Here is a 13,258-nt window from a genome sequence, read left to right as displayed (position 1 = left end):
CGGGCCCGGCCGCCCTCTCCCACCGGGGCGGCCGGGCCCTGCCATGCCGTGGACCTGCCGTCAGCGCAGCCGTGCAGCCGCCGTCACCGCGTCCCGGTGCCTACCGCAACGACCGGAAGGCGGTGCGGAGTTCGTCGGTGAAGATCTTCGGCTGCTCCCAGGCGGCGAAGTGACCGCCCTCGGCGACCTCGTTCCAGTGGATGATGTTGCCGTAGGCGCGCTCGCCCCAGCTGCGCGGCGCGGGGTAGATCTCGCCGGGGAAGACGGAGACGGCGACGGGCACCCTGGGGATGGAGACCGCGTCGAACGGACCGCCGCCGGCCTGGGTGCCCTCCCAGTACAGCCGGGAGGAGGACGTACCGGTGTTGGTCAGCCAGTACAGCGAGATCGCGTCGAGGATCTCGTCGTAGGTGAAGATCTTCTCCGGCCGGCCGTCGGAGTCGCTCCACTCGGCGATCTTGTCGTAGAAGTACGCCGCCATGGCGACCGGGGAGTCGGCCAGGGCGTAACCGATGGTCTGCGGGGACTGGTTCATCATCGCGGCGTAGCCGTAGCCGTCGCGGTAGAAGTGGAGCAGCCGGTCGTAGGCCCGCTTCTCGGCGGCCGACAGGTTGCCCGGGGCCGGGTCGTAGTTGCGCAGACGCCTGACGATCTCCTTGGGCACGGTGCCGGGCATGTTGACGTGGATGCCCAGCAGTCCCTTGTGCTGCTGGTCGGCGAGGACCTGGGAGATGATCGAGCCCCAGTCGCCGCCCTGGGAGACGTACTCCTGGTGGCCGAGGCGCCGCATCAGCTCGTGGAAGGCGCGGGCGGTGCGGGCGGGGTTCCAGCCGCTGCGGGCCGGGTTGCCGGAGAATCCGTAGCCGGGCAGCGTCGGCAGGACCAGGTGGAAGGCGTCGCGGGCCCGGCCGCCGTGTGCCGTCGGGTTCGTCAGCGGGCCGACGACCTTGAGGAGTTCGACGATGGAGCCGGGCCAGCCGTGCGTCATCAGCAGTGGCAGGGCGTCCTTGTGCGGGGAGCGGATGTGGGCGAACTGGATGTCCAGGCCGTCGATCTCCGTGATGTACTGCGGCAGCGCGTTGAGGCGGTTCTCCAGGACGCGCCAGTCGTACGACGTGCCCCAGTGCTCCATCAGCGGGCGCATCCGGTCGAGCTGGGCGCCCTGGGAGCGGTCGCGCACGGTCTCCCGGTCGGGCCAGCGGGTGTCGCGGATGCGGCGCCGCAGCGCGTCGAGTTCCCGCTGCGGGACCCTGATGCGGAAGGGCCGGATCCCGGAGCCGGGCCGCGGCGCCCACTCGGCGGCAGCGGCGGCGGGCGCCGGCGGTACCCCGGCAGCGGCCTGCGCCTGCCCGGCCGCACCCAGGGCGCCCGCGACGGCGGCGCCCGCGGTGCCTGCCGCCGCGTAGCCCAGGAAGCGGCGCCGGTCGGAGCCCAGCCGGTCCATGTGTTCGTGCTCTGTCATCACGTACTCCTTCAAGCTCGCCTGTTTCACACGTACTTGGGACATCCCGGTCAGCACACTACCCGAGTGTGCACACGTATCTACCGACGCCCCGCCAAAGCACATGTGAACTTCGGAGCGTCATCCTCCGGTCACCGGGCGGCCGGTGGTCACGCAAGTGGCAGGCCCTAGGGGGCGGTTAGGGGTGGGCCGAGGTGCGGGGGCTGCGTAGTTTCCGGATGAAGGATCGTCATCTCTTCGGTCCGGACAACCGTTTCGCGCCCACGATCGAGAAGGTAACTGTCACATGGCAGACCTCGCCAACGATGAACGAACGGAAACCGAGATCCCCTCTTTTCCGCTGGTGGAGAAGTGCCCGTTCCGGCACACCCCGGAATACGCGCGACTGCGGGCCGAAGAGCCGGTCTCGAAGGTCAAGCTGGAGGTGTCGGGCCGGGAGGCGTGGGTGATCGCCACCCATGACCTCGTCAAGCAGGTGCTCACCTCCCCGGCGATGAGCTCCAACTGGCGCAACCCGGGCTACCCGCACCAGGTCGCGCTGTCGGAGGAGATCCTCAACACCCTCGACCTGCCGCTGCTGGCCCTGGACCCGCCGGAGCACACCGTGCGCCGCCGGCTGCTGATCCCGGAGTTCACGGTCAAGCGCGTCAACGCGCTGCGCCCGCGCATCCAGGAGTTCGTCGACGCCTGCATCGACCGGATGCTCGCCAAGGGCGGCCCGGTGGACCTCGTCCAGGAACTGGCCGTGCCGGTGCCCACGCTGCTGTTCGCCGAGCTGATGGGCGCGCCCGCCGAGGACGCCACCTCCTTCCGCGAGCACGCCGAGGGCACCATGACGCGCGGGGTGGACTTCGACGAACTCGACCGTCTCCAGATGGAGATGGAGAAGCACCTGGCCGCGCTGGTCACCGAGAAGGAGCAGCACCCCACCGACGACCTGCTCAGCCGGATCATCGCCAAGAACAAGGAAGACGGCGCCCTGGAGCACCACGACCTGGTGGCCATCGCCCGGATGCTGATGTACGGCGGCTTCGACACCGCCGCCAACATGATCTCGCTCGGTACGGTCACGCTGCTCCAGCACCCCGACCAGCTCGGCCAGCTCAAGGCCGACCCGTCGCTGGCCCAGAAGGCGATCGGCGAACTGCTGCGCTATCTGTCGATCAACGACTCGGCGAGCGCGCGGGTGGCCACCGAGGACACCCGGCTCGGTGACGTGACGGTCCGCGAGGGCGAGGGCGTCATCCTGCTGTACGGCTCGGCCAACCGCGACGAGGCCGCCTTCGAGAACGCCGACGTGTTCGACATCCACCGCGACACCCGCGGCCATGTGGCCTTCGGCGGCGGCGTCCACCAGTGCCCCGGCGCGAGCCTGGTGAAGGTCGAACTGGAGATCGTCTTCAACACGCTGTTCCGCCGCATCCCGGAGCTGCGGCTCGCGGTGCCGTTCGAGGAGCTGCCGTTCAAGAACGACACGCTCATGTACGGCATGTACGAGTGCCCGGTCACATGGTGAGCGGGCTGCGGGTCAGCGTCGACCGGGAGCGGTGCACGGGCACCGGTTCGTGTGTGTTCGCCGCCCCCGCCGTGTTCGAGCAGGACGACGCCGACGGCCGCGTGGTCCTGCTGCGGGAGCACCCCGAGCCGGGTGAGTCGGACGACGTGCAGGAGGCGGCCGACGTCTGCCCCGTGGCCGCGATCAAGCTGCACCGACGATGACGTATCGGAGATCACCATGACCAAGGCAGTAGTGCTCGGCGGCGGGATGGCGGGGATGCTGGCGGCCTCCGTCCTGACCCGTCACGCCGACGAGGTCACCATCGTGGAGGGCGACCGGCTGCCCGACCGGCCCGTGCCGCGGCGGGGTCTGCCGCAGGGCTACCACAGTCACATGTTCATGGGCGGCGGGGCGCTGGCCCTGGAGGACCTGCTGCCCGGCGTCCTGGACCGGCTGTACGCGGCCGGCGCCTCCCGGCGGGGCATGCCGTGGAACACGCTGACGCTGTCGGCGGGCGGCTGGTTCCCGCGGCACCGCGGCGACGCGTTCATCGTGGTGTGCAGCCGGGAGCTCACCGACCACGTGGTGCGTCAGCGGGTGCTGGAGTCCGGCACCGTCGAGGTCGTGCAGTCGGCGAAGGTCGTCGGCCTGGCCGGGGACTCCGGCCGGGTGACCGGGGTGCGGGTGCAGGACGAGGACGGCGAGCGGGTGCTCGGCGCGGACTTCGTGGTGGACGCCACCGGCCGCCGCTCAAGGGCGCCGCAGTGGCTCGGCGAACTCGGCGTCCCCGCCGTCGAGGAGGAGTCCGTCGACCCCGGACTCGCCTACTCCACCCGCCTGTACCGGGCCCCGGAGGGCGTGCACCCGGACTTCCCGGCGCTGTTGATCCAGCCGCAGGCGGGCACCGGGCAGCCGGGCCGCGGCGCGACGCTGTTCCCGATCGAGGGCGGCCGCTGGATCGCCACGATGACCGGGACGCGCGGCGCGCAGCCGCCCACCGACGAGGCCGGGTTCGACGCGTTCGCGCGCGGCCAGCGGCACACGATGATCGCCGACCTGCTCGCCCAGGCCGAACCCATCAGCGAGGTCCGCCCCTACAAGGGCACCGTCAACCGGCGCAGGCACTACGAGCGCCTGCCGCTGCCGGAGGGCTTCGCCGTCGTCGGTGACGCCGTCGCCGCCCTCAACCCGGTGTACGCGCACGGCATGTCGGCCTCCGCGTTCGGCGCGCTCGCGCTGCGCGGGGCGCTGGAGGACACCGGTCTCAAGCCGGGCCTGGCCGCCACGGCGCAGTCGGCGATCGCCGAGGCCGTCGAGACGCCGTGGTCGATGGCCGTGCAGCAGGACGTGGCCTTCCCCGACGTCCGCATCGACAACGTGGTGGTGCCGGTTCCGGCGCCCGAGGAGCAGGAGTTCATGGCGCGGCTCGCGGCGACCTCGCTGAGCGAACCGGTCGTCGCGAACGCCATGTTCGGGGTGTTCACCCTGATGTCCCCGGCGTCCGGGATGGTCACCCCCGAGATCCAGGAACTGGTGCTGCGCGGTCCGAGCCGCCCGCAGCTGACCGCCGAGGAGGCCATCGCGCAGTTCCCGGAGCTGGGCGGCCTGCTCACCCCTGCCGCCGTGCGCTAGCCCGACAGGGTCTGGGCACGGTCTCTCCCGTACGCCACCGCCGTCCGGCCACACGGACGGCGGTGGCCGCCGGCCGGCGGGCCGTCAGGGTCCGCGGCTCGCCCGGGGCGGCGGCCGGACGACCGCGCCGCCCACCCCCCGGCGGCGGTCGCTTCGGCCGCCGCCGCTGAATCGTCCGCCGCTGACTTGAAGAGGGATGGCGTTGTCAAGGAATCTGGTGGCTTGGCCGGTCTCGGGCAAGAGTGCCGCCGCACTGCGTGCCCAGGCCCGGCGACTGCGCGATCATCTCGTGGCGACGCCGGGCACCCGGCCCGCCGATGTGGCGCTGACCCTGTCCGCACGGGCCGTGCTGGAGCACCGTGCCGTCGTCCTCGGTGCGGACGAGGAGCAGTTGCTCGCCGGTCTGGGCGCGGTGGCCGAGGGCCGCGGCGGCGCTCCGGTGCGCGCGGGCGTGGCGCACGGCGATCCGCGCCCGGTGTTCGTGCTGCCCGGCACGGGCGTGCCCGAGGACACCGCCCGACTGCTCGACGTCTTCCCCGCGTTCGCCGCGCGCATGGCCGAGTGCGCGCGGGTCCTGGACCCGCTGACCGGCGGAAGCCTGCTGGACGCGGCGCGCTCCGCCCGGACGGCGCCCGCCGCCTCCGGGCCGCTGCGCTGGGCGGTGTCGGTGTCGCTGGTCGCGCTGTGGCGGGCGCTCGGCGTACGGCCGGCCGCGCTGACGGGCGAGGGCGACGGGGAGACGGCGGCGGCCTGCGCGGCCGGTGCGCTGTCCCTGGAGGACGGCGCCCGGCTCGCCGTACGCGGCGGGCGCCCCGCACCCGGCACCCCGCGCACCGGTGGGTTCACCCCGTCCGCCGGGTCGCCCGAGGACACCGTACGGGCGCTGCGGGACAAGCGGCACGAGGTGTTCGTCGTCCCGGACGCGGACCTCGCCGCCCGGGTGGCCGCCGTCACCGGCGCGGAACGGGTCGTGGCACCCGACGGCGACGGGCTCCCCGGTCTGCTGGCGCAGGCACATGTGCGGGGCGTGACGGTCCGCTGGGGCGCCCTCCTGGAGGGTTCCGGAGCGAGGGGCACCGACCTGCCCACGTACGCCTTCCAGCGGCGCCGCTACTGGTCGGTGCCGGTCGTCGCGGCGGACGCCGCCGAACTGGGCCTGAACGCCGTCTCCCACCCGCTGCTGGGCGCTGCGGTGGAGCTGGGCGAGCGGGGCGCGCTGGTGTTCACCGGCCGTGTCTCGGCCCGCACCCACCCGTGGGTCGCCGACCACGCGGCGCTGGGCAGCACCCTGCTGCCGGGCACGGCCTTCGTCGAGCTGGCCGCGCACGCGGGCGGCACCGTGGGTCTGGACCTGCTGGAGGAACTGACCCTGCACGAACCGCTGGTGCTGCCCGACGAGGGCGCGGTGCTGCTCCAGGTGATGCTGGACGCGCCGGACGCCTCCGGCCGCCGTACGGTCACCGTGCACGGCCGGTCCGAGGACCAGGGCACTCCGTGGGTGCGGCACGCCACCGGTGTGCTGGCCACGGGCGCCGCCGAGGCCGCCGACCTCGCGCAGTGGCCGCCCGCGGGCGCCGAACCGCTCGCCCTGGACGGCCTCTACGAGCGGCTGCGGGCCCGCGGCTACGACTACGGGCCGGTGTTCCAGGGCCTGCGCGCGGTGTGGCGGTCGGGCGAGGACGTGTTCGCCGAGGTCGTGCTGCCCGGCCAGACCCGCGACGAGGCGGGCCGGTTCGGTCTGCACCCCGCGCTGCTCGACGCGGCCCTGCACGCCTCGCTGGCCGCCGAGGAGGCCGACGCGGCGGACGGTGCGGCGGACGGCGGCGAGGGCACCGGGACGGTGCTGCCGTTCGCCTGGACCGGGGTGTCCCTGCACGCCACCGGCGCCAGTGAACTGCGCGTGCGGCTCAGCCCGGTGGGCCAGGACGGTACGGCGATCAGCGCCGCCGACGCCACCGGGCGCCCGGTGCTGTCCGTGGCCTCGCTGGTGGCCCGGCCGGTCGCCGCGGGCAGCCTGGGCGAGCAGCCCTGGCGCCTGGAGTGGACTCCGCGGCCGCTGCCCGCTGCGGACACCGCGCACACCGCCGCGCCCGTCACGCTCGGCGCCCCTCTCCCCGGCCTGCCCGGGACACCCGCGTACGCCGACCTGGCGGCCCTCGCCGCCGCCGTGGACGACGGCCTGCCCGCGCCCCGGTGGGTGCTGTGCCCGCTCGCCCGCCCCGAGGGCGAGGTGCCGCAGGCGGTGCGCTCCGTCACCCACCACGCCCTGGACCTCGTCCAACGATGGCTGGCCGACGACCGGTTCGCCGACTCCCGGCTGGTGTTCGTCACCGAGGGCGCCGCCGCACCGGACGCCACGGATCTCGTCCTCGCCCCCGTGTGGGGCCTGGTCCGGGCTGCGGAGGCGGAGAACCCCGGCCGGTTCGTCCTCGCCGACCTCGACGGCACCCCCGGCACCCACGACCGGCTGACCGCCGTACTGGCCAACGGGGAACCGGAGTTCGCGCTGCACGACGGCACCCTGCGCGTCCCGCGCCTGGTGCGCGGCGCGGGCCCCGACACGGCGGCCGCCCCGGATCCCGAGGGCACCGTCCTGGTCACCGGAGGCACCGGCGGCCTGGGCGCGCTCATCGCCCGCAGGCTGGTCACCGAGCACGGCGTACGCCGACTGCTGCTGACCAGCAGGCGCGGCGCCGACGCCCCCGGGGCGGCCGAACTGACCGCCGAACTGGGGCGGTTGGGCGCCGAGGTGACCGTCGCCGCGTGCGACGTCGGTGACCGCGCCGCGCTCGCCCGGGTCCTGGCGGCCGTGCCCGCCGCGCACCCGCTCACCGGTGTGGTGCACGCGGCCGGTGTCCTCGACGACGGTGTCGTGGAGTCCCTGACCGCCGACCGCCTCGACACCGTACTGGCCGCCAAGGCGGACGGCGCCTGGCATCTGCACGAGCTGACCGCCGGGCACGACCTGGCCTTCTTCCACCTGTTCTCCTCCGCCGCCGGCATCCTGGGCGCGGCGGGCCAGGCCAACTACGCCACCGCCAACACCTTCGTCGACGCGCTCGCCCGCCACCGCCGGAGCACCGGCCTCCCGGCGACCTCGCTGGCCTGGGGCCTGTGGGCGACCGGCGGCATGGCCGAGCAGCTGACCGGCGCCGACGTGGAACGGCTGCGCCGCCAGGGCTTCCCGCCGCTCTCCGCCGACGAGGGCCTCGGCCTGTTCGACGCGGCCCTGCGCAGCGCCGAACCGCTGTTGCTGCTGCTGCGTCTGGACGTCACCGCGCTGCGCGCCCAGGCCGCGGCCGGGTCCGCGCAGACGGTCCTGCGCGACCTGGTCCCGGCCCCGGCCCGCCGCACGGAGGGCGGCACGGCCCAGGCCGCCGCCACCGGCGGTCTCGCCGAGCGGCTGGCCGGGCTGTCCGCCGAGGACCGCGCCCGCGAACTGCTGCACCTGGTGCGCGCCCAGGCCGCCACCGCGCTCGGCCACGACTCCGCCGACGCCGTCGAACCCGACCGCGCCTTCCAGGAGATGGGCTTCGACTCGCTCGCCGCCGTCGAGCTGCGCAACGCGCTGCGCGCCCTCGTCGGCCAGAGCCTGCCCGCCACGCTGGTCTTCGACCACCCGAGCGCCCGCGCGGTCGCCGCCCACCTGGACACCCTGCTCTCCGGCGCCGACGACCGCACGGCGGCCACCGCCCCGGCGCCCGGCGGCGCGTCCGGCGACGACGATCCGATCGTCATCGTCTCCATGGCCTGCCGCTACCCCGGCGACGTCGCCTCCCCCGAGGACCTGTGGAAGCTGGTCGCCGACGGGGTCGACGCGGTCGGCGGCTTCCCCGCCGACCGGGGCTGGGACGTCGAGGGCACCTACGACCCCGAGCCCGGCAACCCCGGGAAGACCTACACCCGTTCCGGTTCCTTCCTCTACGACGCCGCCGACTTCGACAACCGCTTCTTCGGCATCAGCCCGAACGAGAGCCTCGGCATGGACCCGCAGCAGCGGCTGCTGCTGGAGACGGCCTGGGAGCTGTTCGAGCGGGCCGGGATCGACCCGGCGGCGCTCAAGGGCTCGGCCACCGGCGTGTTCACCGGCGTCATGTACCACGACTACCCGTTCGCCTCCGCCACCGGCTCGATCATCTCCGGGCGGCTCGCCTACCACTACGGCCTGGAGGGCCCGGCCGTCTCCCTGGACACGGCCTGCTCGTCCTCGCTGGTCGCCCTGCACCTGGCGATCCGGGCCCTGCGGGCGGGCGAGTGCTCCCTCGCGCTGGCCGGCGGTGTGACCGTGATGTCGACGATGGAGACGTTCATCGAGTTCAGCAGCCAGCGCGGTCTGTCCGCCGACGGCCGCTGCCGCTCCTTCGACGCCGCCGCCGACGGCACCGGCTGGGGCGAGGGCGCGGGCCTGCTGCTCGTCGAGCGGCTGTCCGACGCCCGCCGCAACGGGCACCCGGTGCTCGCGGTGATCCGCGGCTCGGCCGTCAACCAGGACGGCGCGAGCAACGGCCTGACCGCGCCCAACGGGCCCGCGCAGCAACGCGTGATCCGCCAGGCCCTCGCCGACGCCGGACTCGGCACGGACGACGTCGACGCCGTCGAGGCGCACGGCACCGCGACCGTCCTCGGCGACCCGATCGAGGCCCAGTCGCTGCTGGCGACCTACGGCAAGGACCGGCCCGCCGACCGGCCGCTCTGGCTGGGCTCCCTGAAGTCGAACATCGGCCACACCCAGGCCGCCGCGGGCGTCGGCGGCATCATCAAGACCGTCCAGGCCATGCGGCACGGCGTCCTGCCCAGGACCCTGCACCTGAACGAGCCCTCCCCCAAGGTCGACTGGTCCGAGGGCCAGGTGCGGCTGCTGACCGAGGCCACCCCGTGGCCCCGCCAGGGCCGCCCGCGCCGCGCGGGAGTCTCCTCCTTCGGCATCAGCGGCACCAACGCCCACGTGATCCTGGAGCAGTCCCCCGACGAGGGCGGCCTCGCCTTCCTGTTCACGGGGCAGGGGGCGCAGCGGCTCGGTATGGGCCGGGAGCTGGCCGAGGCCCACCCCGTCTTCGCGGAGGCGCTGGACGCCGTACTCACCGCTGTGGACGCGCACTTGGAGCGGCCGCTGCGGGAGGTGATGTGGGGCGAGGACGCCGACCTGCTCAATCAGACCCAGTACACGCAGCCCGCCCTGTTCGCCTTCGAGGTCGCCCTCTACCGGCTGGTCGAGTCGTGGGGCGTGACCCCGGACCACCTCGCCGGACACTCCATCGGCGAGATCGCCGCCGCACACGTCGCCGAAGTCTTCTCCCTGGAGGACGCAGCACGGCTCGTCACCGCACGCGGACGCCTTATGCAGGCCCTCCCGGCGGACGGTGCGATGGTCGCCGTGCAGGCCACCGAGGACGAAGTGCTGCCGCTGCTCACCGAGCAGGTGGGCATCGCGGCCGTCAACGGGCCGTCGTCGGTGGTCGTCTCGGGCGCCGAGGACGCCGTCCTCACCCTCAAGGCGCACTTCGACAGCCTCCGGCGCAAGACCAAGCAGCTCGCCGTCAGCCACGCCTTCCACTCCCCGCTCATGGAACCGGTCCTGGAGGACTTCCGGGCGGTCGCGGAGTCGCTGACCTACGAGCGTCCCCGTATCCCCTTCGTCTCCACGGTCACCGGCGACACCGTCACCGACGAACTCACCACCCCCGCCTACTGGACCGAGCACATCCGCAAGCCCGTCCGGCTGGCCGACGCCGTCAGCCGCATCGCGGCCGCCTCCCACCTGGAGATCGGCCCGGACGCCGTCCTCACCGCCCTCGGCCCTGCCATCGCGGAGGACGCCGGCTTCACGGCGGCCCAGCGGCGCGGCCGCGGGGAGCGGGAGGAGTTCGCCGCCGCGATGGCCGCGCTCGGCGGCACCGAACGCGGCACGGGACCCGCGCTGCTGCCGCTGCTGCTGTCCGCGCGCACCGCCGAGGCGCTGCCCGCCCAGGCCGAGCGCCTGCACCGGCTGCTCGCCCAGGACCAGGCCCCCGGCCTCGCCGACGTCGCCTGGTCCACCGCCGCCACCCGCGTCCCGCTGGACCACCGCGCCGTCGTGTGGGCCACCGACCGCGCCGACGCCCTGGAGAGCCTGCGCGCCCTCACGGACGACCGGGAACTGCCCCAGGTCGTGCGCGGACGGGTCCAGGGCGGCGAGGGCACGGGCTTCCTGTTCACGGGGCAGGGGGCGCAGCGGCTCGGGATGGGCCGGGAGCTGGCCGAGGCCCACCCCGTCTTCGCCGAGGCGCTGGACGCCGTACTCGCGGCAGTGGACGCGCACTTGGACCGGCCGCTGCGCGAGGTGACGTGGGGCGAGGACGCCGACCTGCTCAACCAGACCCAGTACACGCAACCCGCCCTGTTCGCCTTCGAGGTCGCCCTCTACCGGCTGGTCGAGTCATGGGGCGTGACCCCTGACCACCTGGCCGGGCACTCCATCGGCGAGATCGCCGCCGCACATGTGGCAGGGGTGTTCTCGCTGGAGGACGCGGCCAAGCTGGTCACCGCACGCGGACGGCTCATGCAGAGCCTCCCGGCGGGCGGCACAATGATCGCCGTACAGGCGACGGAGGACGAGATCCTGCCCCTGCTCACCCAGCAGGCCGGGATCGCCGCCCTCAACTCCCCCCAGTCCACGGTCATCTCCGGTGCCGAGGCCGAAGTACAGGCCATCGCGGAGCACTTCGCCGCCCAGGGCCGCAAGACCAAGCAACTCGCCGTCAGCCACGCCTTCCACTCCCCGCTCATGGAGCCGGTGCTGGAGGAGTTCCGGACGGTCGCGGAGTCGCTCACCTACGAGCGTCCCCGTATCCCCTTCGTCTCGACCGTCACCGGGGAGTCCGTCACCGACGAACTCACCACCCCCGCCTACTGGACCGAGCACATCCGCAAGCCCGTCCGGCTGACGGACGCCCTCGCCCGTATCCCCGCCGCCACCTTCCTGGAGATCGGCCCCGACGCCGTCCTCACCGCGCTCGCGCAGGACATCGTGCCGGGTGCCACGGCGGTCGCGGCGCAGCGCAGGAAGCGGGTCGAGACGGAGGAACTCGCGGGTGCGGTCGGCCGGTTGCACACGGTGGGTGTGCGGGTCGACTGGGCGGCGTACTTCGGGGGCAGTGGCGCGCGGCGGGTGGAGCTGCCGACGTACGCGTTCCAGCGGGCCCGGTACTGGCTGGTGCCGCAGGACTCGGGCGAGGGTGTCGCGGGGATCGGGCAGGCGCCGGGCGGGCATCCGCTGCTGGGTGCCGAGGTGGAACTTCCGGACGACGGCCTGGTGTTGACCGGGGTGCTTGCTCCGGGGTCCGAGGGCCTGCTCGCCGGGCACGCCCTGCTGGGCACGCCCGTGCTGCCCGCCTCGGCGCTGGCCGAGCTGGCGCTGAGCGCGGGTGAGCGGCTGGGCTGCGGGACGCTGGCGGAGTTCGGGGTCGACCGGCCGCTGGTGCTCCCGGCGGACGCGGCGGTGACGCTGCGGGTCGTGGTCGGCGCGGCGGACGAGGCGGGCGGTCGGTCCGTGGCCGTGCACTCCCGGCGGGGCGAGTCGGACGGCTGGGTGCGGCACGCGGGCGGCGCGCTGCGTCCGCAGGAGGCCGAGGGGACGGCCGTACCGGAGGCGTGGGCCGAGGTCTGGCCGCCGGCCGGGGCCGTGCCGGAGGCGTGCGACGACGTGTACGACGTGCTGGCCGGGCGGGGGTACCACTACGGTCCCGGTCTGGAGCTGGTGCGGGCGCTGTGGCGGCGCGGCGACGAGGTGTTCGCCGAGGTCGCCCTCGACGGGGAGGAAGCGGCGGCCGAGGGCTTCGGGCTGCATCCGGCGCTGCTGGAGGCCGTGTTCCATCCGCTGTGGGCGGCGGGCGCGGACGCCGGGCCGGTGCTGCCGTCCGGCTGGCGGGAGGTGGTGCTGCACGCCGCCGGTGCCTCGGCGCTGCGGGTGCGGCTGGCCCCGGCCGACGACGGCTCGGGCGGTGTCACGCTGGGCGCCGCCGATCCCTCGGGTGCTCCGGTGCTGTCGGCGCGTTCCGTGGACTTCCGTGCGGTGGCGGCCGGTGAACTGGGCGCCGGGGAGGGCGCGGTGGCGCCGGTGCGGCGGCGTGCGGCGGTCCGGCGGGCCTCCGCGGGCGGCGCTGCCGGGCTGCGGGAGCGGCTGGCGGCGCTGCCCGAGGGCGAGCGCGACCGGGAGCTGCTGGAGCTGGTGCGCACGCAGGTCGCCGAGGTGCTGGGGCATCCGTCGGGTTCCTCGGTGGAGCCGGACGAGGCGTTCCAGGAGCTGGGCTTCGACTCGCTGGCCGCGACCGAGCTGCGCCGCAGGCTGGGCGCGGCGGCCGGGCTCGACCTGCCGGCGACGCTCGCCTTCGACCAGCCCAGCGCGCGGGCCGTGGCCGCGTATGTGCGGGCCGCGCTGGCGCCGCCGCCGGTGGATCCGGTGGCCGTGGTGCTGACGGAGGTGGACCGCCTGGCGGAGGCGCTGGCGTCGGTGCCCGTGGCCGGTGACGGCGAACGGGCCCGGGTGGGTGCACGGCTGGAGGCGCTGGTGCGCCGCTGGCAGGACCTCGCGGGGCGCGAGGACGAGGCCGCCGGGGAAGACCTCGGCGCGGCCACCGACGACGAACTGTTCGAGGCGCTCGACCGCGAACTCGGCTTGTCCTGACGGG

5 protein-coding genes are annotated in these 13,258 nt (G+C 74.5%); 4 read left to right on the top strand and 1 reads right to left on the bottom strand.

Going from position 1 to position 13,258, the window contains the following annotated elements:
* Positions 1-100: 100 nt before the first annotated feature.
* Positions 101-1,462, bottom strand: a complete 1,362-nt coding sequence (locus tag ACWDYF_RS31495; RefSeq protein WP_389471180.1) for an epoxide hydrolase family protein — start codon at positions 1,460-1,462, stop codon at positions 101-103.
* Between the two features lie 286 nt (positions 1,463-1,748).
* Between ACWDYF_RS31495 and ACWDYF_RS31490 the strand changes: the two genes are divergently transcribed.
* From ACWDYF_RS31490 to ACWDYF_RS31475, 4 genes are all read left to right on the top strand, one after another.
* Entirely contained in the window at positions 1,749-2,978 is a 1,230-nt protein-coding gene (locus tag ACWDYF_RS31490) for a cytochrome P450 (protein ID WP_026252614.1), read from the top strand.
* Positions 2,972-3,181, top strand: a complete 210-nt coding sequence (locus tag ACWDYF_RS31485; protein ID WP_206311824.1) for a ferredoxin — start codon at positions 2,972-2,974, stop codon at positions 3,179-3,181. Before ACWDYF_RS31490 ends, ACWDYF_RS31485 begins: the two co-directional genes overlap by 7 nt.
* A 16-nt stretch (positions 3,182-3,197) precedes the next feature.
* Entirely contained in the window at positions 3,198-4,592 is a 1,395-nt protein-coding gene (locus ACWDYF_RS31480) for an FAD-dependent monooxygenase (RefSeq protein ID WP_389471186.1), read from the top strand.
* Between the two features lie 217 nt (positions 4,593-4,809).
* A complete protein-coding gene (locus tag ACWDYF_RS31475) occupies positions 4,810-13,254 on the top strand; it encodes an SDR family NAD(P)-dependent oxidoreductase (RefSeq protein ID WP_389471191.1) in 8,445 nt (2,814 codons plus the stop codon).
* Positions 13,255-13,258 lie beyond the last annotated feature (4 nt).

The sequence above is a fragment of the Streptomyces sp. NPDC003284 genome (assembly GCF_053589675.1).
The sequence above is the reverse complement of the archived record's forward strand: the minus strand, read 5'-3'. Positions and strand labels throughout refer to the sequence as shown.